Source organism: Streptomyces sp. 4N124, from assembly GCF_052245395.1.
Classification (GTDB): domain Bacteria; phylum Actinomycetota; class Actinomycetes; order Streptomycetales; family Streptomycetaceae; genus Streptomyces.
The window spans coordinates 91,369-113,070 of the sequence record NZ_JBQQBS010000032.1 but is presented as its reverse complement, the minus strand read 5'-3'; the positions used below and the strand labels follow the sequence as shown (position 1 = coordinate 113,070).

The 21,702-nt window shown below is 70.6% G+C and carries 22 protein-coding genes and 1 pseudogene; 10 read left to right on the top strand and 13 right to left on the bottom strand.

Going from position 1 to position 21,702, the window contains the following annotated elements:
- Positions 1–31 precede the first annotated feature (31 nt).
- On the bottom strand, positions 32–1,651 hold the full coding sequence (locus tag ACTWQO_RS28865; protein ID WP_443240286.1) for a solute symporter family protein: 1,620 nt from the start codon (positions 1,649–1,651) through the stop codon (positions 32–34).
- On the bottom strand, positions 1,648–2,004 hold the full coding sequence (locus tag ACTWQO_RS28860) for a DUF485 domain-containing protein (RefSeq protein WP_443240285.1): 357 nt from the start codon (positions 2,002–2,004) through the stop codon (positions 1,648–1,650). The genes ACTWQO_RS28865 and ACTWQO_RS28860 overlap by 4 nt, the downstream gene beginning before the upstream one ends.
- Positions 2,005–2,314: 310 nt before the next feature.
- Between ACTWQO_RS28860 and ACTWQO_RS28855 the strand changes: the two genes are divergently transcribed.
- From ACTWQO_RS28855 to ACTWQO_RS28840, 4 genes are all read left to right on the top strand, one after another.
- A complete protein-coding gene (locus tag ACTWQO_RS28855; protein WP_443240284.1) occupies positions 2,315–3,844 on the top strand; it encodes a S8 family peptidase in 1,530 nt (509 codons plus the stop codon).
- 87 nt (positions 3,845–3,931) lie between these two features.
- Positions 3,932–5,455, top strand: coding sequence for a S8 family peptidase (locus ACTWQO_RS28850; protein ID WP_443240283.1), 1,524 nt, complete (start codon positions 3,932–3,934; stop codon positions 5,453–5,455).
- An 82-nt stretch (positions 5,456–5,537) separates the two neighbouring features.
- Entirely contained in the window at positions 5,538–6,914 is a 1,377-nt protein-coding gene (locus ACTWQO_RS28845; protein WP_443240282.1) for a CoA transferase, read from the top strand.
- 114 nt (positions 6,915–7,028) lie between these two features.
- On the top strand, positions 7,029–8,027 hold the full coding sequence (locus tag ACTWQO_RS28840; protein ID WP_443240281.1) for a CopD family protein: 999 nt from the start codon (positions 7,029–7,031) through the stop codon (positions 8,025–8,027).
- Between the two features lie 39 nt (positions 8,028–8,066).
- Here ACTWQO_RS28840 and ACTWQO_RS28835 read toward each other — a convergent pair whose 3' ends face one another.
- The 3 genes and pseudogenes from ACTWQO_RS28835 to ACTWQO_RS28825 all read right to left on the bottom strand — a co-directional run bounded on the left by ACTWQO_RS28835 (position 8,067) and on the right by ACTWQO_RS28825 (position 10,422).
- Complete coding sequence (locus tag ACTWQO_RS28835; RefSeq protein WP_443240280.1) at positions 8,067–8,735, bottom strand: lysoplasmalogenase; 669 nt, start codon at positions 8,733–8,735, stop codon at positions 8,067–8,069.
- A complete protein-coding gene (locus tag ACTWQO_RS28830; protein WP_443240279.1) occupies positions 8,732–9,601 on the bottom strand; it encodes a sterol desaturase family protein in 870 nt (289 codons plus the stop codon). The genes ACTWQO_RS28835 and ACTWQO_RS28830 overlap by 4 nt, the downstream gene beginning before the upstream one ends.
- Positions 9,602–9,710: 109 nt before the next feature.
- Positions 9,711–10,422: pseudogene (locus ACTWQO_RS28825) on the bottom strand (VIT1/CCC1 transporter family protein).
- A gap of 147 nt (positions 10,423–10,569) precedes the next feature.
- On the opposite strand from ACTWQO_RS28825, the gene ACTWQO_RS28820 reads away from it, so the two are divergent.
- From ACTWQO_RS28820 to ACTWQO_RS28800, 5 genes are all read left to right on the top strand, one after another.
- The gene (locus ACTWQO_RS28820) at positions 10,570–11,553 is read left to right on the top strand and encodes a DEDDh family exonuclease (protein WP_443240278.1); all 984 of its coding nucleotides are present in this window, start codon (positions 10,570–10,572) and stop codon (positions 11,551–11,553) included.
- A gap of 79 nt (positions 11,554–11,632) precedes the next feature.
- Positions 11,633–11,866, top strand: a complete 234-nt coding sequence (locus ACTWQO_RS28815) for a hypothetical protein (protein WP_210575583.1) — start codon at positions 11,633–11,635, stop codon at positions 11,864–11,866.
- A gap of 81 nt (positions 11,867–11,947) precedes the next feature.
- Positions 11,948–12,745: an SURF1 family cytochrome oxidase biogenesis protein gene (locus ACTWQO_RS28810; RefSeq protein ID WP_443240277.1), complete on the top strand. Its 798-nt coding sequence runs from the start codon at positions 11,948–11,950 to the stop codon at positions 12,743–12,745.
- A gap of 67 nt (positions 12,746–12,812) precedes the next feature.
- Complete coding sequence (locus tag ACTWQO_RS28805) at positions 12,813–14,600, top strand: glycoside hydrolase family 15 protein (RefSeq protein WP_443240276.1); 1,788 nt, start codon at positions 12,813–12,815, stop codon at positions 14,598–14,600.
- Between the two features lie 5 nt (positions 14,601–14,605).
- Positions 14,606–15,361: an SDR family oxidoreductase gene (locus ACTWQO_RS28800; protein ID WP_443240275.1), complete on the top strand. Its 756-nt coding sequence runs from the start codon at positions 14,606–14,608 to the stop codon at positions 15,359–15,361.
- A 66-nt stretch (positions 15,362–15,427) separates the two neighbouring features.
- Here ACTWQO_RS28800 and amaP read toward each other — a convergent pair whose 3' ends face one another.
- From amaP to ACTWQO_RS28775, 5 genes are read right to left on the bottom strand one after another with little or no spacing between them, the layout of a single operon-like run.
- Entirely contained in the window at positions 15,428–16,015 is a 588-nt protein-coding gene (amaP, locus tag ACTWQO_RS28795; RefSeq protein WP_443240274.1) for an alkaline shock response membrane anchor protein AmaP, read from the bottom strand.
- Entirely contained in the window at positions 16,012–16,671 is a 660-nt protein-coding gene (locus ACTWQO_RS28790) for a DUF6286 domain-containing protein (RefSeq protein WP_443240273.1), read from the bottom strand. Before ACTWQO_RS28790 ends, amaP begins: the two co-directional genes overlap by 4 nt.
- The gene (locus ACTWQO_RS28785; protein WP_443240272.1) at positions 16,668–17,051 is read right to left on the bottom strand and encodes a hypothetical protein; all 384 of its coding nucleotides are present in this window, start codon (positions 17,049–17,051) and stop codon (positions 16,668–16,670) included. Before ACTWQO_RS28785 ends, ACTWQO_RS28790 begins: the two co-directional genes overlap by 4 nt.
- The gene (locus ACTWQO_RS28780; RefSeq protein ID WP_443240271.1) at positions 17,048–17,233 is read right to left on the bottom strand and encodes a hypothetical protein; all 186 of its coding nucleotides are present in this window, start codon (positions 17,231–17,233) and stop codon (positions 17,048–17,050) included. Before ACTWQO_RS28780 ends, ACTWQO_RS28785 begins: the two co-directional genes overlap by 4 nt.
- A gap of 33 nt (positions 17,234–17,266) precedes the next feature.
- Complete coding sequence (locus tag ACTWQO_RS28775; RefSeq protein WP_362950464.1) at positions 17,267–17,752, bottom strand: Asp23/Gls24 family envelope stress response protein; 486 nt, start codon at positions 17,750–17,752, stop codon at positions 17,267–17,269.
- 87 nt (positions 17,753–17,839) lie between these two features.
- Between ACTWQO_RS28775 and ACTWQO_RS28770 the strand changes: the two genes are divergently transcribed.
- Positions 17,840–18,553 carry a nucleopolyhedrovirus P10 family protein gene (locus ACTWQO_RS28770; RefSeq protein WP_443240270.1) on the top strand — a complete coding sequence of 238 codons (714 nt, stop codon included), beginning with the start codon at positions 17,840–17,842 and terminating at the stop codon, positions 18,551–18,553.
- Positions 18,554–18,557: 4 nt separating this feature from the next.
- Here the strand turns inward: ACTWQO_RS28770 and ACTWQO_RS28765 are convergent, their stop codons facing one another.
- The 3 genes from ACTWQO_RS28765 to ACTWQO_RS28755 form a co-directional block, all read right to left on the bottom strand.
- A complete protein-coding gene (locus ACTWQO_RS28765) occupies positions 18,558–19,379 on the bottom strand; it encodes an enoyl-CoA hydratase/isomerase family protein (protein ID WP_443240269.1) in 822 nt (273 codons plus the stop codon).
- Between the two features lie 137 nt (positions 19,380–19,516).
- The gene (locus tag ACTWQO_RS28760) at positions 19,517–19,738 is read right to left on the bottom strand and encodes a helix-turn-helix domain-containing protein (protein WP_004002281.1); all 222 of its coding nucleotides are present in this window, start codon (positions 19,736–19,738) and stop codon (positions 19,517–19,519) included.
- A gap of 335 nt (positions 19,739–20,073) precedes the next feature.
- Complete coding sequence (locus ACTWQO_RS28755; RefSeq protein ID WP_443240268.1) at positions 20,074–21,672, bottom strand: ABC-F family ATP-binding cassette domain-containing protein; 1,599 nt, start codon at positions 21,670–21,672, stop codon at positions 20,074–20,076.
- Between the last annotated feature and the right edge of the window lie 30 nt (positions 21,673–21,702).

The following is a 21,702-nucleotide window of genomic DNA, read 5'->3' as shown; positions in this document are numbered from 1 at the left end:
ATCTACGACGCGGCCGCGGGGCGGGGCGGGCTCAGTGCGCCCCGGTGCCCGTGAGGGAGCGGACCTCCAGCTCGGCGTACTTGCCGGTGTCCGGCTCCTCCTTGGAGAGGTAGGTGCCGACGATGCCCATCAGGAAGCCGAACGGGATGGAGATGATGCCCGGGTTCTTCAGCGGGAACCAGGAGAAGTCGACGTCCGGGAACATCGCCGTGGGGTCGCCGGAGACGACGGGCGAGAACAGCACCAGGCCGACGGCCACGGTCAGACCGCCGTAGATCGACCACAGGGCGCCCTGGGTGGTGAACCGCTTCCAGAACAGGCTGTAGAGGATCGTCGGCAGGTTGGCGGAGGCGGCGACCGCGAAGGCGAGGGCGACGAGGCCGGCCACGTTCAGGTCGCGGGCGAGGGAGCCCAGGAGGATCGAGACGGCTCCGATGCCGATGGTCGCCAGACGCGCCGCCCTGACCTCCTCCTTCTCGGTGGCCTTCCCCTTGCGGATGACGTTGGCGTAGATGTCGTGCGCGAAGGAGGACGACGAGGCCAGGGTGAGACCGGCGACCACGGCGAGGATCGTCGCGAAGGCCACCGCCGAGATCGTGGCGAGCAGGATCGCGCCCCATGCGGAGTCGACGCCGCCCAGGTGCAGGGCGAGCAGGGGCGCCGCCGTGTTGCCGGACTTGTTGGACGCGATGATCTCTTCCTGCGAGATCAGCGCCGCCGCTCCGAAGCCGAGCGCGATGGTCATCAGGTAGAAGCCGCCGATGATGCCGATCGCCCAGTTGACGGACTTACGGGCGGCCTTGGCGTTGGGCACCGTGTAGAAGCGGATCAGGATGTGCGGCAAGCCGGCGGTGCCGAGCACGAGGGCGATGCCCAGGGAGATGAAGTCGAGCTTGGTGGTGCCGGTCGCGCCGTACTGGAGGCCGGGCTCCAGGAAGGCGGCGCCCTTGCCGCTGTTCTCGGCGGCGGTGCCGAGCAGGTCGGAGATGTTGAAGTTGAACTTCAGCAGCACCAGGAAGGTGATCAGGATGGTGCCGCTGATGAGCAGCACGGCCTTGACCATCTGGACCCAGGTGGTGCCCTTCATACCACCGATGGAGACGTACACGATCATCAGGACGCCGACGAGGGCGACGATCAGGATCTTGCCGGCGTCGGAGGTGATGCCGAGCAGCAGCGAGACCAGGACACCCGCACCCGCCATCTGGGCCAGCAGGTAGAAGATCGAGACGACGATCGTGGAGGTACCGGCGGCCGTGCGCACAGGGCGCTGGCGCATGCGGTACGCGAGGACGTCGCCCATCGTGTAGCGGCCGGAGTTCCTGAGCGGCTCGGCCACCAGGAGCAGGGCCACCAGCCAGGCGACCAGGAAGCCGATGGAGTACAGGAAGCCGTCGTAGCCGAAGAGGGCGATGGCGCCCGCGATGCCGAGGAAGGACGCGGCCGACATGTAGTCGCCGGAGACGGCGAGGCCGTTCTGGAAGGCGCTGAACGAACGGCCGCCCGCGTAGAAGTCCGCGGCGTCCTTGGTTTGGCGGCCCGCCCAGACGGTGATGAACAGGGTCGCGACCACGAAGAGCGCGAACAGGGTGATGATCAGTGGTCGGTGCTCGCTGGCCTCGTTGGCCGCAAGGGTCATCGCGGGGCTCATGCGCCGCCCTCCATCTGGGACTTGATCGCTTCTGCCTTGGGGTCGAGCTTCGCGGCGGCGTGCCGCGAGTACCACCAGGCGATGAGGAACGTGGTGAGGAACTGGGCGATGCCGAAGACGAAGGCGACGTTGATGTTGCCGGCCACCTTGGTGCCCATGAAGTCGCCCGCGTAGTTGGACAGCAGGACGTACAGCAGGTACCAGGCGATGAAGCCGACGGTCAGCGGAAAGGCGAAGGAGCGGTAGGAGCGGCGCAGTTCACCGAACTCCGCGCTCTCCTGCACCTCGACGAACTCCTCTGTGGAAGGGAGTTGGTGTTCTTCTTTCGAGGGGGGCGGTGCGTCGGTAGCCACGGAGTCTCCTCGCGTTGCGGGTGTGGGTTGTACGAGTGGTGATGTGGATCACTTGAACCGGGTGGCGATGTTAGGGCCCCCGAGCGTGATCCGACAGGGGGCTCGATCGTGCTCGGCCTCCTGCTCAAGGTCACGGCGCCACGCGAGGACCGGTTCAACCCTCGGTACTTCTTTCCGAACCAACATCGGGGAAGTCATTGCTGGCCAGCGCAATCGGGAGATAGTTTCGCCCTGCGCCACCCGTCATGTACCTGCCCGAGCACCATCTGTGTCTCGGGCCGGTTTCGTTTCCGGATGATGTGGAGACCCCATGCCTCATCTGCGTTCCAGACGTCGGCTCGCTCTCGCCGTGCCCGTCGTCCTGTCACTGACCGCCTCTCTCGGCTTCCTGCCCGCGGCCGCCTCGGCCGCACCGCAGGCGGAGCCGGCCACGCAGTCCGCGGACGCACCCGTATTGGCGTATGTCGTCAACACGAAGACGGACCGTCGCACCATCGCGGCCGTGCAGAAGGCGATCGCCGCGAAGGGCGGCACCGTCGTCGAGACGTACGCGAAGATCGGCGTGATCGTCGTGCACTCGGCGAACCCGGACTTCGGCGCGCAGATCCGCGCCGTGCGCGGGGTGCAGACGGCGGGTGCCACGCGCACCGCGCCGCTGACCGCCGCCGGCACCACGGACGAGGGCGCCGCGCAGCTCCTGACGAAGGAGCAGGCCGCGAAGGTCGCCCAGGCCTCCGCCGCCACGGGCGCGAGCGAGCCGCTCGAAGCCGACCAGTGGGACCTGCGGGCGATCGGCGCCGACAAGGCCGCGCAGATCAACCCGGGCAGCAGGAAGGTCACCGTCGCCGTCATCGACACCGGCGTCGACGACACCCACCCCGACATAGCCCCGAACTTCTCCCGCTCGCAGTCGGCGAGTTGTGTCGGCGGCAAGGCGGACACCAGCGAGGGCTCCTGGCGGCCGTACACCGCGGAGGACTACCACGGCACGCATGTGGCCGGTGAGATAGCCGCGGCCCGCAACGGCATCGGTGTCGCCGGTGTCGCGCCGGGCGTCAAGGTCGCCGGGATCCAGGTGACCGACCCCGTCAACGGCCTCTTCTACCCGGAGAGTGTCGTCTGCGCGTTCGTGTTCGCCGCCGACCACGGCGTGGAGATCACGAACAACAGCTACTACGTGGACCCGTGGCTGTACAACTGCCTGGACGACCCCGACCAGAAGGCGATCGTCGACGCGGTCAACCGTGCCCAGCTGTACGCGCAGGGCAAGGGCACCCTCAACGTCGCCGCGGCGGGCAACTCCAACCACGACCTGGACGCGGACTCCCTCGTCGACGACTCCAGCCCCGACGACTCCACGCCGGTCGAGCGCACCATCGACCCGCACGAGTGCTTCGACGTGCCGACGATGCTGCCGGGCGTCGTCACGGTCAGCGCGGTGGGCGTGAACAACGTCAAGTCGTACTACTCCACCTACGGCAAGGGCGTCGTCGACGTCGCGGCGCCGGGCGGTGACCGGCTGTACCAGATTCCGGACACGCCGTCGAAGAACGGCCGCATCCTGTCCACGATGCCGAACAACTCGTACGGCTTCCTGCAGGGCACCTCGATGGCCTCACCGCATGCCGCGGGTGTCGCCGCGCTGCTGAAGTCGACGCACCCGAAGGCGACTCCGGCGCAGCTGCGGGCGCTGCTCAAGGCGCAGGCCGACAACCCCGGTTGCCCCGACTCGTACGACCAGAACGGGGACGGCACGCAGGACGCGGTGTGCGAGGGACCGAAGCGGGTCAACGGCTTCTACGGTTTCGGCATCGTCGACGCCCTGGACGCGGTCAAGTAGTCCCAGCGCGCGGTGCGGCCCAAGGCGGGCCGCGCCGCCCGGACTTCCCGCACGGTCCGCCCGTACCACGAACGAACTGGAGAGACCATGACAGCGCCTCACCCGCGCTACCGCAGAGCGATGGCGATCCCGGTCGGGATGGCCATGGCGACGGCACTCGCCTTCCTGCCGAACGTCACCGCGTCCGCAGCCGACGCGCCCGTCTCGGCCGAGGCCGAGGCCGAAGCCACCTCGCTCAGCTATGTCGTCAACGTCCGCCCCGGACACGGGGTTCCCGGACAGGTGAAGAAGGCGATAGCCGAGGCCGGCGGCACGATCGTGACGTCGTACGACAAGATCGGCGTGATCGTCGTCCACTCGGCGAACCCCGACTTCGCCAAGATCCTGCGCACGGTGCGTGGGGTGGACTCGGCCGGCAACACCCGTAACGCGCCGCTGCCCGCGCAGTCGACGACCGACGTCGGCACGCCGAGGGTGCTGAGCGCGGCGGAGGCCGACGCCGCCGAGGCCGTGGACGGGCAGGATCCGCTGGAGCCGCTGCAGTGGGACCTGCCCGCCATCAAGGCGGACAAGGCGCACGAGAAGTCGCTCGGCAGCTCCAAGGTGACCGTCGCCGTCATCGACACCGGCGTCGACGACACGCACCCCGACATCGCGCCGAACTTCGACCGCGAGGCGTCCGTCAACTGCGTGACGGGCAAGCCCGACACGGCCGACGGGGCGTGGCGACCGGGCGCGACGGAGAGCCCGCACGGCACCCATGTCGCCGGTGAGATCGCGGCCGCCAAGAACGGCGTCGGCATGACGGGTGTGGCGCCCGGGGTGAAGGTGTCCGGCATCAAGGTGTCCACCACCGCCGGCTACTTCTACACGGAGGCCGTGGTCTGCGGCTTCATGTGGGCGGCCACGCACGGCGTCGACGTGACCAACAACAGCTATTACACCGACCCCTGGTACTTCAACTGCAAGGACGACCCGGACCAGAAGGCGCTCGTGGACGCCGTCTCCCGGGCCTCGCAGTACGCGGAGCGCAAGGGCGCGGTCAACGTCGCGGCGGCCGGCAACGAGAACTACGACCTCGCCGCCGACGAGATCACCGACCCGGTCTCCCCGAACGACGCCACGCCCACCGAGCGGGTCGTCGACCCGTCGGAGTGCCTCGACATCCCGACCCAGCTCCCGGGTGTGGTGACGGTCGCGGCGACCGGCGCGAAGGGCATCAAGTCGTCCTTCTCCAACCACGGCCTGGGCGTCATCGACATCGCCGCCCCCGGTGGCGACTCGACCCGCTTCCAGACCCCGGCCCCGCCCGCCACCAGCGGACTGATCCTGGGCACGCTGCCCGGCGGCAAGTGGGGTTACATGGCCGGTACGTCGATGGCCTCGCCGCATGTCGCGGGCGTCGCCGCCCTCATCAAGTCGACGTATCCGTACGCCCCGCCGGCCCTGGTGAAGGCCCTTCTGTACGCCGAGGCCGACGCCACGCCGTGCACGGACCCGTACGACATCGACGGTGACGGCAAGGTCGACGCGGTGTGCGAGGGCACGAAGAACCGCAACGGCTTCTACGGCTGGGGCACCGCGGACGCGCTGGACGCGGTGACGAAGTAGTACGACCTGTGGGGGCCGGGCGGTGCTTCCGTCCGGCCCCTGCTGTCCGTGTTGATCGGGTCAACGCCGCATAGTGCTGCGTATGACCGACATCGAGGACATCGAGTACGTCTGGTCCGCGCTGGGCGGCGATCCGGCCCTGGTCCCGCGGATCTCGGTGACCGCCCGCGAGGGAGCGCTCGAAGCGCGGCTTCCGGTACGGGAGTTGGCGCGGGCGTGCGTGGGCGCGTGCACGCTGGCCGCCGCCGAGCTGGGGGCACGGCGGGGCGGGCTGCGCGACGTGCCTGGAGTGCGGGTGGACGACGGGGCCGTGGCGACGGCGTTCGTCAGTGAGCGGCATCTGCTCGTCGACGGACGGGCGCCGGTCACCTTCGCTCCGTTGTCGCGGTTCTGGCGTACGGCGGACGGGTGGGTGCGGACGCATGCGAACTATCCGCATCACCGGGCGCGGTTGCTCGCCGCGCTGGGGCTGTCCGACGACCGCGTGTCCGCCGTCGAGTCGGTGCTCGCCGAGCGTTCCGCCCTGGAGGTCGAGGAGTCGGTGTACGCCGTCGGCGGTCTGGCGGTCGCGCTGCGCACGCCCGAGGAGTGGGCCGGACATCCGCAGGGCGTCGCGCTGGCCGGGCGACCGCTGGTCGAGCGCGGGCGGCTGGACGCCACGCACGCGCGCGTGCTCGCGCCGGTCGACAGCGATCCCCTGCTGCCCGCCGCCGGACTGCGGGTGCTGGACCTGACCCGGGTGATCGCCGGGCCCGTCGCCACCCGCACCCTCGCCCTGCTGGGCGCCGACGTGCTGCGCGTGGACGCGCCTCAGCTGCCTGAACTGCCCGACCAGCACGCCGACACGGGCTTCGGGAAACGGTCGACGAGGCTGGACCTGACGACTGACCGGCGTGCCTTCGAGGAGCTGCTCGCGGCAGCGGACGTGGTCGTCACGGGGTACCGGCCGGGCGCCCTGGACCGGTTCGGGCTGTCGCCGGAGGCGCTGGCCGAGCGCAGGCCCGGGGTGGTCGTGGCGCAGCTTTCGGCGTGGGGGGCGTACGGGCCGTGGCGGGAGCGGCGTGGGTTCGACAGCCTGGTGCAGGTCGCGACCGGCATCGCCGCCGTCGAGGGCTCGCCGGAGCGGCCCGGCGCGCTGCCCGCGCAGGCGCTGGACCACGGCACGGGCTATCTGCTGGCAGCGGGGGTGCTGCGCGCGCTGACCGAGCAGTCGTACGACGGTGGCAGCAGGTTCGTACGGCTGGCGCTGGCGCGGACGGCGGCGTGGTTGATGGACGGGGTCGGTGGGGCTGAGGCGGGGGACGCCGTGTACGAGGGCCCGGACGGGTGGCTGGCCGAGACCGGCAGTGCGCTCGGGCGGCTGCGGTACGCGCTGCCGCCGGTGTCCTTCGCGGGCGGGCCGGTGGACTGGGGGCGGGCGCCGGGGGTCTGGGGTGCCGATACCGCGCGGTGGGTCTGAAGGGCGCGACCTGCCTGAGCGCCGGTGCGCCCGAAAACGTACCCATGGGTGGAATGCCGTATTGCCGGTTGCTCGGTGCTTGCCCGTTCTGCGGCGGTTGGTGACTATCTTGGGGTGACCTTGACAAGACCCACCTCCGGGGTGGCCGATGAGGGGGCCGTACGGCGCCCCGGTGCCGGCCGGGCCGTCGCCGTTCTCGTTCTCGGGGCGCTGGCGGCGCTGATCCCGCTGCTCGGTCCGTCCGCCGCGCTGCACGAGACCGGGGAGGCGGCAGCGCCCGGCACGGGTGGCATCGCCCTGCTGCGGGCGGTGCTGTTCGCGGCGCTGTGTGTCCCGGTGGGCGAGCTGTTCGTGAACCGGCTGGCCCGGGCCGTGCCCGGCGATCCCGCTCAGGCGCCGCGCAGTTGGTCCCCCTACGCGGCCGGCGTCGGTTTCGTCGCCGCGCTGGGGCTCGCCTCGGTCGTGGCCACCGGCAATCTGGTGCCGGGCAGCCTCGCCGAGATCGACGTCGGCGGCCTCTACGCCTCGCGAGACGGCAAGCTGGCGCTGGTGGAGGTCAACGCGTTCCTCGCGGCGGGCCTCTGCGCGCTCTCGCGACGACCGGCGACCGGCGTCTGGCCGTTGGCAGCGGTGGTCGTGGCGGAGGCGCTGCGCGCGCATCCCGCGACCGAGCACGACCCGCTGATCGGCTCCGGGCTGACGCTCGTTCATCTGGCCTGCGCGGCACTGTGGGCGGGTGGGCTGCTGCACGTGCTGCGCAGGCTGCGCCGCGACACGCCGACGGGAACGGTGTTGCTGGGGCTCTACGCGCGCGTGGCCGCCGTTCTGCTCGCCGCCATCACCGCGACAGGGGTGTGGAGTTCGCTGCGCCGTATGCCGCCGGACACCGTCCTGGAGCAGTTGACGACGACCGCGTACGGACGCGTCCTGCTCGCCAAGGTGCTCCTCGTGGCCGCGGTCGCCGTGCTCGCCCTGTGGGCCCGAATCCGGCTGCGCCGCGCGGCGGATCCGCTGACCGCCTGCTCCCCCGCGCGGGCGGAGGTCGTGGTGCTGGGGCTGGTGGTCGCGGTGTCGGGGCTGCTGACGGCGCTGCCGGTGCCGATCAGATGGTGAGGCTGAGTTGGTGCCTCAGTCGGCGCCTCAGTCGGCCCTTCAGTTGGCGAGGAGCGCCTTGGGGGCCGGTGGCGCTTGGACGGCCACCGGTGTTCCTCTGACCAGCAGGAGTTGGGCGGCCACGTAGGTCAGCATGATCCAGAAGTCGGGTCGCGGCAGCTGGGGCCACTCCGCGACGCCGGTCGCGATGAGCGTGTCGGAGAGCATGAAGAGGGCGCCGCCGAGTCCGGCGAGGAGTCCGAACCGGGTGACGGCTCCGTATGCCATGGCCGTGAGCAGGGCGCTGTAGCCGGCGACGGGGGGGCGGAGGTCGGCGGGGAGGTCGGGCCACAGGAGGGCGACGGTGCTGACGAGGGCGGTGGCGTAGGCGATGGCGAGAAGTGCGGCACGCGCGCGTGGGGCCGCGTTTTCGGTGCCGTACCTCTTGAAGAGCACGAGGTAGCAGACGTGCCCGGCCGCGAAGGAGGCCATCCCGGCGAGGAACGCGGGCTCGGCGTCGGACAGCAGCAGGACGTCGCCGCCCCAGCCGAAGAGGAGAGCGGCGAGGAGGAGGCGGGGGGCGCCGCGGACGTATGCGTAACCGGCAAGGAGAGGCATCAGGAGGGGCTTGGTGACGACGTGCCCGGTGTCGGAGCCGACGGCGAGGAAGGCCAGGTCGGCGACGGCGGCCAGGGCGAAGGCGCCCAGCAGAACGCGGGACTGTCTCACGCGGCCGTCGTCTCCTCGACGGGCGCTGCGGCGGGCGGAGTGGGCTGCCAGCCCGGCCCCCGGAACACCCGCCCGGCACGCTCGCGCCAACTGCCCGCCGCCTTCAGGTCCTTGGCGATGGCGGCGTATTCGTGCGTGGCGACCTTGAGCGGGTTGTAGGTGTCTATGTTCTTCGTCAGCCCGTACACGGGCCGCTCGGTCTCGGCGACGAAGGAGCCGAAGAGGCGGTCCCAGACGATGAGGATGCCGCCGAAGTTGCGGTCCAGATAGCCGCCCTGCGAGGCGTGGTGCACCCGGTGGTGCGACGGGGTGTTGAGGGCGAATTCAAACCAGCGGGGCATCTTGTCGATGCGCTCGGTGTGGATCCAGAACTGGTAGACGAGGTTCGCCGAGGAGCAGAACGCGAGCGCGGCCGGGTGCACACCGCACGCGATGAGGGGGACGTAGAACGGCCAGACGGTCAGGGAGGTCCAGGGCTGGCGCAGCGCGGTGGTGAGGTTGAACTTCCGGCTGGAGTGGTGGACGACGTGACAGGCCCACAGGATGCGGATGACGTGGTGGCCGCGGTGCGACCAGTAGTAGAAGAAGTCCTGCGCGAGCAGCATCAGTGGGACGGTCCACCACAGGACGGGCACGCGGAGCGGGGTGAGCTCGTAGATCGCCGTGTAGACGGCGACGATGGGGATCTTCCAGAGCAGGTCGAAGACGAGGCTGCCGAGGCCCATGGTGACGCTCGTCGCGGCGTCCTTCGCCTCGTATCCCGCCGCGTCGTCGTCCGGATGGATACGGACGCTGATCATCTCGATCACGGTGAGCAGCACAAAGGCGGGTATCGACCACAGCACGACATCGGGCAGGTTCGGCATGAGGGCACCGTAGAACCGCTGGTCGTCCGGGGCTAGACGTTGTTACCCACAAGTATTACCGGGAGTACGCGCTTGCTTGTTGGCGATCTCCGCCAAGTCGGGCGGCCCGTCACACCCCGGCGGCCCCCAACAATGACCCGGCTCCATAGGTGACCCCCATCGCCAGCACCCCGCCCCCCCACGTTCCGCAGCACCGCCCGCCCGGGCTCCGCCCCGCCCAGCCGCGCACTGCTCCACCCGGTGACGACGAGCGCGACCACCACCGACACCACGGTGACCGGAAGCCGCCAGTCCGCCCCCGGCAGCACGATCGCCAGCAGCGGCAGCATGGCGCCCACCGTGAACGCCACGAAGCTCGCCCCGGCCGCGTGCCACGGGTTCGTCAGCGCTTCGGGATCGATGCCGAGTTCCACGCGCGCGTGCGCCCTCAGCGCATCACGCTCCGTCAGCTGGACAGCGGCCTCCCTGGCCACGTCCCGCGTCAGCCCACGCTCCTCGAGAAGCTCCGTCAGCTCCTCGAGTTCCTCCTCCGGTTGCTCCCGCAGTTCCCGCTTCTCGACGGCCAGCGCGGCCTTCTCCGAGTCCCGCTGGGTGGACACGGAGACATACTCCCCCGCGGCCATCGACATGGAGCCGGCGAGCAGGCCCGCGAGCCCCGCCGTCAGCAGGGCCGAGCGGTCGTCGGTGGCGCCTGCCACGCCGACGACCAGGCCGGCGGTGGACACGATGCCGTCGTTGGCCCCGAGGACGGCCGCCCGCAGCCAGTTGAGCCGTGTCCCGAGGGCGCCGCCGTGGGCCTCGTCGTGCGTTGGTTCCGTCACACCGGGGAGGATCGCACCCGGGATGCCGCAGGGGTCGTACCGACGCTCCTGACGCCCCACACGGACATTCGCCCCGCTCGAACACCCGGCCGTGAGACGGCACCTGACGGACCGGACTGTCGGACCCGGCCCGTATCCTCGGTGACCATGCTCGAAGACCTCACGACCGCAGCGTCCTCCCCCACAGTGTGGCCGGCCGCGTATCCCCAGGGATACGCGGTCGTTGACGTGGAGACCACGGGCCTGGCCCGGGACGACCGGATCATCTCCGCGGCCGTGTACCGCCTGGACGCGCGCGGTGAGGTCGAGGACCACTGGTACACGCTGGTCAACCCGGAGCGGGACCCGGGCCCGGTGTGGATCCACGGTCTGACGAGCGACGTGCTCGAGGGCGCGCCCCTCTTCGAGGACATCGCCGAGGAGTTCGCGACCCGGCTGGAGGGCCGGGTGCTCGTCGCGCACAACGCCGTCTTCGACTGGCAGATGATCGCCCGGGAGTACGCACGCGCGCGCAGCGAGCCGCCGGTTCGGCAGCGGCTGTGCACCATCGCCCTCTCGAAGGAGCTGGAGCTGCCGCTGCCCAACCACAAGCTGGAGTCGCTCGCCGCGCATTTCGGCGTCGTACAGCAGCGGGCACACCACGCGCTGGACGACGCGCGCGTGCTGGCGGAGGCGTTCCGGCCGAGCCTGCACGCCGCCGCACAGGGCGGCGTACGGCTGCCGCTGCACGAATGCCGGCCGCTGACCGAGTGGACGGACCGAGCCGTGCCCCGGCAGCAGTCGAGCTATGGCGCCTACGCGCCCACCAGTTGGCGCCCGGCACGCAGAAGGCCTGCCTGCCCCTATCCCAATCCGGGTCGTTACGAAGACGGCAAACCGCTCAAGCAGGGCATGCGGGTCGCGTTCTCGGGAGACACCTCGGTCGAGCGCGACCTCCTGGAGGACCGGGCGATCGAGGCCGGACTGCATGTCGCCACCAGCATCTCCCGGCTGACCAGCCTGCTCGTCACGAACGACCCGGACTCGGGCACGTCCAAGGTGGTCAAGGCCCGGCAGTACGGCACGCCGGTGGTCGACGAGGCGGCGTTCGGGCAGCTCCTCGGGGATGTGGAAGCGGCGTCGGAGGGATGACCGTACGGACGGGTGATTGCCGTGCGACTCGCCCGGAGCCGTCTCGCCCCGGCCACGGCGACGGCCCACCCTGTGGCGCATGGCAACATGTGAAGTTTGCGGCAATCACTACGGAATGACCTTCGAGATTCATGCACAGGGCGCGGTGCACGTCTTCGACTGCTTCTCCTGTGCGATCCACCGCATGGCACCCATCTGCGAGCACTGCCGCGTCCAGATCATCGGGCAGGGCGTCGAGGTCGAGGGCCACTGGTTCTGCGGGGCCCACTGCGCCCGCGCGGAGGGGAAGGTGGGGATCGTCGACAAGGTGTGAGTCCCCCGGGCCCCGCCCCGGCCCCGCACCCGACCCATACCCGCCTGAACACACCCCACGACCGAGTTGTACGGTCGTGGGGTGTACCGCTTCCTGTTGTCCCGGCAGTGGGTGATCCTGACGCTGGTCGCTCTCCTCCTCATCCCCACGATGATCAGGCTGGGCATCTGGCAGATGCACCGCTACGAGACGCGCACCGCCCGGAACCAGCTCGTCGCCGACGCGCTGGCCGCGAAGCCGGTACCCGTGGAGAAGCTGACCTCCCCCGGACACACCGTCACCGACGACGAGCGCTACCACAGGGTGACCGCGAAGGGCCGCTTCGACACCGACGACGAGGTCGTCGTCCGCCGCCGCACCAACTCCGACGACGAGGTCGGCTACCACGTCCTGACCCCGTTCGTCCTCGACGACGGCAAGGTCCTGCTCGTCAACCGCGGCTGGATCCCCGCGGACAGCCCCAGCCAGACCACGTTCCCCAAGATCCCCGCACCGCCCCGCGGCGAGGTCACCGTCACCGGACGGCTGATGCCCGACGAGACGACCGAGGCGAGCGGCATCAAGAACCTCAAGGGCCTGCCGGACCGCCAGATCATGCTGATCAACAGCGAGCAGGAGGCACGGCGCCTCGACGCCCAGGTGCTCGGCGGCTACATCGCCCAGACGGCACCCGAGCCGAAGGGCGACACCCCGGAACTGCTCGGCAATCCCGGCAACGAGGACGCGGCGCTGAACTACGCGTACGCCATCCAGTGGTGGCTGTTCGCCGCGGGCGTCCCCGTCGGCTGGGTCATCCTGGTCCGCCGCGAGATGCGTGAGCGGACGCAGGGGAAGGACGGGGCGGACGACACCGCGCCGGCCGAACCCGCGACGGTGTAGAGGGGCCCGTCACTCTCCCGGCTCTTCACGGGATTGCCCCTCCCCCCTGCCGGGAACCCGGAACCCCGTGCACCCCCGAATCGAGGACTACGCCCTCATCGGCGACGAACAGACGGCGGCCCTGGTCGGCCGCGACGGCTCGGTCGACTGGCTGTGCCTTCCCCGCTTCGACTCGGCCGCCTGTTTCGCCAAGCTGCTCGGCGACGAGGAGAACGGCCACTGGCGGATCGCCCCCAAGGGCACGAGCGGCGAGTGCACGCGCCGCGCCTACCGTCCGAACACCCTCGTCCTGGACACCGAGTGGGACACCGACGAGGGCTCGGTCCGCGTCACGGACCTGATGCCGCAGCGCGACCGCGCCCCCGATCTGGTACGCGTCGTGGAGGGCACCGGCGGCCGGGTCACCGTCCACAGCACACTCCGGCTCCGCTTCGACTACGGCTCGATCGTGCCGTGGATGCGCCGCTCCGACGGCCACCACGTGGCCGTCGCGGGCCCGGACTCGGTGTGGCTGCGCAGCGAGCCCGAGGTGCGCACCTGGGGCAAGGACCTCGCCACGCACGCGGAGTTCACGGTCGAGGAGGGCGAGAGGGTCGCCTTCGTCCTGACCTGGCACCCCTCGCACGAGCCGCGTCCGCCGCTGGTCGACCCGTACGAGGCACTGGACGCGAGCGTCGGGGACTGGCAGGCCTGGGCGAAACGCTGCTGCTACGACGGCCCGCACCGGGACGCGGTCGTGCGCTCCCTGATCACCCTCAAGGCCCTCACCTACAAGCCGACCGGCGGCATCGTCGCCGCCCCCACCACCTCGCTGCCCGAGGAACTCGGCGGCATCCGCAACTGGGACTACCGCTACTGCTGGCTGCGCGACTCCACCCTGACCCTCGGCGCACTGGTGACGGCCGGTTACCGGGAGGAGGCCGAGGCCTGGCGCGACTGGCTGCTGCGCGCGGTCGCCGGCGACCCCGCGGACCTGCAGATCATGTACGGCCTCGCGGGCGAGCGGCGGCTGCCGGAGTACGACCTGCCGTGGCTGCCCGGCTTCGCCGGGACATCGCCCGTGCGGATCGGCAACAAGGCCGTGAAACAGCTGCAGTTGGACGTGTACGGCGAGGTGATGGACTCGCTGGCGCTGGCCCGGCGCGCGGGCATGGCCGCCAAGCCGCACATGTGGGACCTGCAGCAGGAGCTGCTGGATTGGCTGCGCGAGAACTGGCAGCAACCGGACGAGGGGCTGTGGGAGGTGCGCGGGGGCCGCCGCCAGTTCGTGCACTCGAAGGTGATGGTGTGGGTGGCCGCGGACCGGGCCGTGCGCACGCTCGAGGAGAAACCGAAGCTGCCCGGCGACCTCGACGGCTGGCGCACCCTGCGCGACGAGGTGCACGAGGAGGTGTGCGAGAAGGGCTATGACGCCGAGCGGAACACCTTCACCCAGTATTACGGCTCACGCGAACTCGACGCCTCCCTGCTGCTGATCCCGCGGGTCGGCTTCCTGCCCGCGGACGACCCGCGCGTGATCGGCACCGTCGACGCGATCCGCGCGGAGCTGAGCCACGGCGGTTTCATGCGCCGCTACAGCGCCGAGGAGACGGTCGTCGACGGACTGCCGGGCGGTGAGGGCACCTTCTTGGTGTGCTCCTTCTGGCTCGCGGACGCGCTGCACATGACCGGCCGCACCGAAGAGGCCCGCGAGCTGTTCGAACGGCTGGTCGGCCTCGCCAACGACGTGGGGCTGCTGTCCGAGGAGTACGACCCCGTCGCCGGCCATCAGCTCGGCAACTTCCCGCAGGCGTTCAGCCACGTCGGTCTGGTGAACACGGCCCTCGCCCTGTTCGGGGGCGACACGGCAGGATAGGACCCATGGATCTTGGACTGAAGGACCGGGTGTACGTCGTCACCGGGGCCACGCGTGGGCTGGGCAACGCGGCCGCGCGTGAGCTCGTCGCCGACGGGGCGAAGGTGATCATCACGGGGCGGGACGGCAAGGCCGCGAGCGAGGCCGCGGCCGAGCTGGGCGGCAACGCCGTCGGCGTTGGCGCGGACAACGCCGATCCGGAGGCGCCGGCGCGGCTCATCGCGGCCGCGCGCGAGCACTTCGGGGGGTTCGACGGGGTGCTGGTGAGCGTGGGTGGGCCCGCGCCGGGGTTCGCCGCGGACAACACGGATGAGCAATGGCAGGCGGCGTTCGAGTCGGTGTTCCTGGGGGCGGTGCGGTTCGCTCGCGCGGCGGCCGGGGAGTTGGAGGCGGGCGGGGTCATCGGATTCGTACTGTCCGCGTCAGTGCACGAGCCGATTCCGGGGTTGACCATCTCCAACGGGCTGCGGCCGGGGCTTGCCGGGTTCGCGAAGTCCCTGTCGGACGAGTTGGGGCCGCGGGGGATTCGGGTGGTGGGGTTGCTGCCGTCTCGGATCGATACGGATCGCGTGCGCGAGCTGGATGGGATGTCGGCGGATCCGGAGGCCACTCGGGCGGGGCATGAGTCGCGGATTCCGTTGCGGCGGTATGGGTCGCCGGAGGAGTTCGGGCGGGTGGCGGCGTTTTTTCTGTCTCCGGCTGCGTCTTATCTGACGGGGGTCATGTTGCCTGTGGATGGTGGGGCTCGGCACGGGTTCTGAAGCGCCGTTGCCGAGTGCAGGTCTGTGGGGGCTTGTCGCGCAGTTCCCCGCGCCCCTATCGGGGCGTCAAGTCACCCTCTCCGCTCGGTGCTTGACCGCCCTCAGTCTTACCTCCGCCGGTAGTGACTTGAGGCCCGCCGAGTCCCTCGCGTGGGCCAGTGCCTGGGTTGTGAGGTGGTTGAGGGCCTCGCCCGGGTCCACGTGGGGTTCCAGGAGGAGGCGGACTCGGGCCTCGGGGGTGCTGCGGCGGCCGGTCAGTTCCGCGTGGGCCCGGGCTACGCCGTCCAGTTGGCTTGCGTCCCCTGCCAGTACGCCCTCCAGGGCCCGGCCCCGGAGCAGGGCGCCCTCGCCGTCGCCGGTGTCGACCAGGACCTCGGCGAGGCGGCGTCGGCGGAGTTCGGCGGTGAGCCACCACAGGGCGAGCAGGAGGAGGACGGCGAGTACGGCGATGACGGTCGGCCACCACCAGCCGTCGTCCCGCCAGCGGGTGCGTTCGGCGCCGCTGAGCAGTACGTCGTGCTGCCCGTCGTGGATCCACCAGGAGGGCGGGTTCAGACCGAGGCCTACGGCTAGCACGGAACCGCCGATCAGAATCAGCAGCAGACCGATGATGCCGAGCAGCACGCGATTGACGATCCTGAGCACCGCGCTCACCCCTTCCGTCCGGGGCGCCGGACATGCACCGACAGGGCGGGGGGCCGGGCGAGCCCCAGGCCCTTGATCGCGTCGGCGAGTGTGGTGTCCAAGTCGACGCGTACGTCGTCCAGTTCGCGGAAGTGGGAGATCGCGCGGACATCGGCCCGGGCACGGCCCATCCGGACCCGTACCGATTGCACGCCGGACACCTCCATGGCCCGGTCGCGCAGCACGAGGGCGGCCGCGTCCCGGTGGAGGCCGGCGCGTACGTCGGGGTGGGTGCGCCGCATGGGCAGTACGGCGCGCAGGCCGGGCGTGGCGGCGAGCAGGATCAGCCAGAGGCCGAGGGCCGCGGCGAGGCCCGCGCCGACGAGCACCCAGGTGTCGTCGAGGGGGCGTTCGGCGAGTTGCGTGGCGAGTTCGCGGCGCCAGGCCATGGCGGGGCGGTCGGCGCGCACGGCGGCGATGTCGTAGAGGAAGGCACCGGCGACCAGCAGCAGGAGCAGCGCGACGATCGCGGCCGGGACACGGCGGGCCGACCAGAAGCGGCCGCCGTTCTCTCCGCCGACGGGTTCGTAGTCCGCCGCGGAGGCGGACTGGCTGTGTCCGCCCTCGTCGGCCTTCTCCAGGACGGGCAGCCGCTGAGTGCTCTCGGCCCCCTGCGACTCGCTCATTGGGTCCTCCCCTGTGTCACGCCGGGTACCGCGACCGGATGCAGCCGCTCCACGTGTACGGCCACTTCGTGCACCTCCATCCCCACGAGAGCGCCTACCCGCTGGGTGACGTGCCGACGCACGGAGGCGCACTGACGGCCGACGTCGGAGGGGTAGCCGAGGTCGAGGCTGACGCGGACGCGGGCGGTGTCGTGGTGGACGACGACCGAGGCGTGCGGCGGTGAGGCGTCGGGCGGCAGTGCGCCCAGCGCCTCACGCGCCGCCTGCGAGGCGATCTTCGCCACCACCCGGTCGGCGATCCGCGTGGCACCGCGCTCTCCCGGCGGTACGGCGATCCCGGGTCTGTGGAGCTCGGCGGCCCCTTCGCTCACGGACGTCACCGCCGTCGGTCGTCACGCGAGCGGAAGAGGTCGCCGATGTCCAGGTCTCCCTCCAGGAACCGGCCGACCACGAACCCGATGGCGCCCAGCGCCGCCACCAGCAGGAAGGCTCCGAACCCGCCGAAGTACCCGGCGAAGCCCAGGGCCATTCCGGCGATCATGCCGATCACAGCCATGCTCATGGTGCGCTCCTTGGCGGTTCGGTCGCCGACGGGTCACTGGATCCGCGGTTCCTGCTCCTCTTCTTCTTCCTCCGGCAGCTTCACATCACTCACCGCGATATTGACTTCGACGACCTCGAGCCCCGTCATCCGCTCGACAGCCGCGATCACGTTCTCGCGCACATCCCGTGCCACATCGGCGATCGACACGCCGTAGTCGACGACGATCTCCAGATCGAGCGCGGTCTGTACCTCTCCGACCTCGGCCTTCACGCCTCGTGTCACGGACTTGGATCCGCCGGGCACCCGGTCCCGTACGGCTCCGAAGGTCCGCGACAGGCCGCTCCCCATGGCGTGCACGCCCAGGACATCCCGGGCGGCCAGCCCGGCGATCTTCTCCACTACCCCGTCGGCGATGGTGGTCCGCCCCCGGGTCGCCGGTTCCCCGCCCCCGCGTTTGGTTGCCTTACGGGTCTGCACCGGCGGCTCGTTCTCGCCCTCCGGGGTCTGCGTCCGGTTCCGCTCCGTCATATCGGTCATCGCCGTACGTCCCTTTCGGTCGTCGTCCTTTGACCACGGTAAGTGCGGTTCCGCTCCCGCGCGCCGGGGATGCGGCAGGCTGGAGCAATGACGTCCGACCGGTTGGCGCAGACAGTTCGACAGCAGCTGGGGCTGGGCAGACTCGTCCCCCTGGGCGGCCCGCACGACGGCGCGTGGATCACGGAGGCGGCGGCCGAGGCGGTGCTGCGGCGCGCGGCGGAGGCGGTGCGCGGGGTACGCCTCGACGCACTGCGGATCGCGCTCACCGATCCGGACGACGCCCACGAGCCCGCCGTACCGCCTCAGCCGAGCGCACTGCCATCCGGCCCGCTCCGTCTGACGGCGGACTTCGGGGCAACACCGTCGGCTCCGCTGCCGACGACGGCGTCCCATCTGCGCGGGGTCCTGGCAACGGCGGCCACGGAACGGCTCGGCCTGACGGTCACGGAGGTCGACCTACGGGTGACGGCCCTGCTGGACGAGGACACGGAGCCCGAGCCCGTACGACCGCCCGAGCCGAGGCAGGCTTCGGAAGTCCGGGACGGCGACGAAGCCCGCGCGGCCGAGGCGGCCCTCGGCGTCCCGGGTGTGACCGCCCTGACGGGCACGCTGGGGCGGGCGATCCACATGGAGGAACGGCAGGCCGGCGACACCGCGCTGCCGCACCGTCATGTACGCGTGGAACTGGCGACGGACGCGGACCGCCGGGCCGTGCAGGTGGCCCGGGAGGTCCGCGTCGCGGTGTCGAGCGCCCTTCAGGACAGCCCGACGGTGGCGGTGCTGGTCACTGCGGTCAGCTGACCGCTCATTCGCCCAGCCCGGCCAGCTCCCTGAGCCGGCGGGCCTGCGCGGCTCGCTCCGCCGCGCGCTGCTCCTCGTAGGTCCGCTCCCCGGCACCCCGCAGCAACGCCTTCGTCTCGATCACGGCATCCCGGGGCGCGGCCAGGATCGCGGACGCCAGATCCGCCACGGCCGCGTCCAGCTGCTCACCCGGCACGGCGAGATTCGCCAGTCCCGTACTCACCGCTTCCTCGGCCAGCACAAAGCGCCCGGTCACGCAGATCTCCAGCGCCCGCGCATACCCGACGAGCCCGACCAGCGGATGCGTGCCGGTCAGGTCAGGAACGAGCCCCAGGCTGGTCTCGCGCATGGCGAACTGCACGTCGTCGGCGACGACGCGCAGATCACACGCGAGGGCAAGCTGGAACCCGGCCCCGATGGCATGCCCCTGGACGGCGGCGATGGACACGATGTCGCTCTGCCGCCACCAGGTGAAGCCCTCCTGGAACCCGGCGATGGCCGCGTCCAGTTCGGCGTCGCCGCCGCGCGCAAGGTCGACGAACGACGGCTCGCCCTCGATGCCTTCGGGCGTGAACATCTGCCGGTCGAGACCGGCGGAGAAGGACTTGCCCTCCCCGCGCAGCACAACGACACGCACACTGCCCGGCAGCAACCGCCCGGCCTCGCCCAGCGCACGCCACATCGCGGGGCTCTGCGCATTGCGCTTGGCCGGATTGGTCAGCGTCACCGTGGCGATCGCGTCGTCGACGGTGAGCCGTACGCCGTCCTTGTCGAGTACGGGACCTTCGGGACCTCGGGACACAACGTCCTGGTCGGGCGAAGCCATGGGGCGCCTCCGATGTGTGCGGTCATCCTGGATGCCGTACCACACGGCAGGCATCCTTAAGTGACTGCACAGTAACCACCCGGCCGCTCAGAAGACCGACCGGGTGGCCACCATCGAAAGCGAGGGGCCGCCCGGGCTCAGGACGATGCGGCCTTCTTGCCCCGAGTCGCCCCGCCGCGCCCACGCAGCGTGACGCCCGACTCGCTGAGCATCCGGTGTACGAAGCCATACGAGCGGCCGGTTTCCTCGGCCAGCGCCCGGATGCTCGCACCGGAGTCGTACTTCTTCTTCAGGTCTGCCGCGAGCTTGTCGCGCGCGGCGCCGGTTACCCGGCTGCCCTTCTTCAGAGTCTCGGCCACCCGTGCCTCCTCATGGGAAGTGCGCTCTGGTCCCCTCATGATCACCCCTCCGGGCCTTGATGGCCACCCATTCGGCAAGGTCCGTAAGACAGGGTTTTGACGACAGGAGCGCATCCCCACATGCGGAATCTGTGATTCAGCGGAGAGCTGTCCGTACGGCCGAACGGGTTGTTCCGCGAAGTGCCTGGTCAGGGACGCGCGACGGCCGAGCCCTTGTCGATAAAGGGCTCGGCCGTGAAATCGATGTAGGACACACCTCGGTACGAGGAGATCTCACACAGATGATGGATCAAGGATGAGCCGAATGATCCATACGCTGTGGATCACGCTTTCGATCAAGCCAGGGCGACGAGATCCGCGTAGTCGGCACCCCACAGGTCCTCGACTCCGTCCGGAAGCAGAATGATCCGCTCCGGCTGGAGCGCCTCGACCGCGCCCTCGTCGTGGGTGACGAGGACGACCGCGCCCTTGTAGGTGCGCAGTGCGCCGAGGATCTCCTCGCGGCTGGCCGGGTCGAGGTTGTTGGTCGGCTCGTCGAGGAGCAGGACGTTGGCCGACGACACCACGAGGGTGGCCAGCGCGAGGCGGGTCTTCTCACCGCCGGAGAGGACACCGGCCGGCTTGTCGACGTCGTCGCCGGAGAACAGGAACGAGCCGAGCGTCTTACGGACCTCGACCAGGTCGAGGTCGGGGTTGGCGGAACGCATGTTCTCCAGGACCGTGCGCTCGGGGTCGAGGGTCTCGTGCTCCTGTGCGTAGTAGCCGAGCTTGAGGCCGTGGCCCTCGACGACCTCGCCGGTGTCGGGCTTCTCGACGCCGCCGAGGAGACGCAGCAGGGTCGTCTTGCCGGCGCCGTTGAGGCCGAGGATGACGACTCGGGAGCCCTTGTCGATGGCCAGGTCGACGTCCGTGAAGATCTCCAGCGAGCCGTACGACTTCGACAGGCCCTCGGCCATCAGCGGGGTCTTGCCACAGGGCGCGGGCTCGGGGAAGCGGAGCTTGGCGACCTTGTCGGAGGCGCGGACCGCTTCGAGGCCGGCGAGCAGCCGGTCGGCCCGCTTGGCCATGTTCTGCGCGGCGACGGTCTTGGTGGCCTTGGCGCGCATCTTGTCGGCCTGCGAATGCAGCGCGGCTGCCTTCTTCTCGGCGTTCTGGCGCTCGCGCTTGCGGCGCTTCTCGTCGGCCTCGCGCTGCTGCTGGTAGAGCTTCCAGCCCATGTTGTAGACGTCGATCTGGGAGCGGTTGGCGTCCAGGTAGAAGACCTTGTTGACGACCGTCTCGACGAGGTCGGCGTCGTGGGAGATCACGATGAAGCCGCCGCGGTAGTTCTTCAGGTAGTCGCGCAACCAGACGATCGAGTCGGCGTCGAGGTGGTTCGTCGGCTCGTCGAGGAGCAGGGTGTCCGCGTCGGAGAACAGGATGCGGGCCAGCTCGATACGGCGGCGCTGACCGCCGGAGAGCGTATGGAGGGGCTGGCCGAGCACCCGGTCGGGCAGGCTGAGCGCGGCGGCGATGGTGGCGGCCTCGGCCTCGGCGGAGTACCCGCCCTTGGTGAGAAACTCGGTCTCCTGGCGCTCGTACTGCCTGAGGGCCTTCTCCCGGGTGGCGCCCTGGCCGTTGGCGATGCGCTGTTCGTTGTCGCGCATCTTCTGGATCAGTACGTCGAGGCCGCGCGCGGAGAGGATGCGGTCGCGGGCGAGGACGTCGAGGTCGCCGGTGCGGGGGTCCTGCGGGAGGTAGCCGACCTCGCCGGAGCGGGTGATGGTGCCGCCGGCGGGGCTGCCCTCACCGGCCAGGCACTTGGTGAGGGTGGTCTTGCCGGCGCCGTTGCGGCCGACCAGGCCGATGCGGTCGCCCTTGGCGACTCGGAAGGTGGCGGATTCGATGAGGACGCGGGCACCGGCGCGCAGCTCGATACCGGAGGCGGAGATCACGGTCAGACTCCAGGGCGGAGGGGGTTGGCA

What these genes read in the sequence shown, in the direction of transcription:
- ACTWQO_RS28865 (WP_443240286.1), bottom strand. Translation starts at nt 1,651, where the DNA reads ATGAGCCCCGCGATGACCCTTGCGGCCAACGAGGCCAGCGAGCACCGA.
- ACTWQO_RS28855 (WP_443240284.1), top strand. Translation starts at nt 2,315, where the DNA reads ATGCCTCATCTGCGTTCCAGACGTCGGCTCGCTCTCGCCGTGCCCGTC.
- ACTWQO_RS28850 (WP_443240283.1), top strand. Translation starts at nt 3,932, where the DNA reads ATGACAGCGCCTCACCCGCGCTACCGCAGAGCGATGGCGATCCCGGTC.
- ACTWQO_RS28845 (WP_443240282.1), top strand. Translation starts at nt 5,538, where the DNA reads ATGACCGACATCGAGGACATCGAGTACGTCTGGTCCGCGCTGGGCGGC.
- ACTWQO_RS28830 (WP_443240279.1), bottom strand. Translation starts at nt 9,601, where the DNA reads ATGCCGAACCTGCCCGATGTCGTGCTGTGGTCGATACCCGCCTTTGTG.
- ACTWQO_RS28820 (WP_443240278.1), top strand. Translation starts at nt 10,570, where the DNA reads ATGCTCGAAGACCTCACGACCGCAGCGTCCTCCCCCACAGTGTGGCCG.
- ACTWQO_RS28815 (WP_210575583.1), top strand. Translation starts at nt 11,633, where the DNA reads ATGGCAACATGTGAAGTTTGCGGCAATCACTACGGAATGACCTTCGAG.
- ACTWQO_RS28800 (WP_443240275.1), top strand. Translation starts at nt 14,606, where the DNA reads ATGGATCTTGGACTGAAGGACCGGGTGTACGTCGTCACCGGGGCCACG.
- ACTWQO_RS28790 (WP_443240273.1), bottom strand. Translation starts at nt 16,671, where the DNA reads ATGAGCGAGTCGCAGGGGGCCGAGAGCACTCAGCGGCTGCCCGTCCTG.
- ACTWQO_RS28780 (WP_443240271.1), bottom strand. Translation starts at nt 17,233, where the DNA reads ATGAGCATGGCTGTGATCGGCATGATCGCCGGAATGGCCCTGGGCTTC.
- ACTWQO_RS28775 (WP_362950464.1), bottom strand. Translation starts at nt 17,752, where the DNA reads ATGACCGATATGACGGAGCGGAACCGGACGCAGACCCCGGAGGGCGAG.
- ACTWQO_RS28770 (WP_443240270.1), top strand. Translation starts at nt 17,840, where the DNA reads ATGACGTCCGACCGGTTGGCGCAGACAGTTCGACAGCAGCTGGGGCTG.
- ACTWQO_RS28765 (WP_443240269.1), bottom strand. Translation starts at nt 19,379, where the DNA reads ATGGCTTCGCCCGACCAGGACGTTGTGTCCCGAGGTCCCGAAGGTCCC.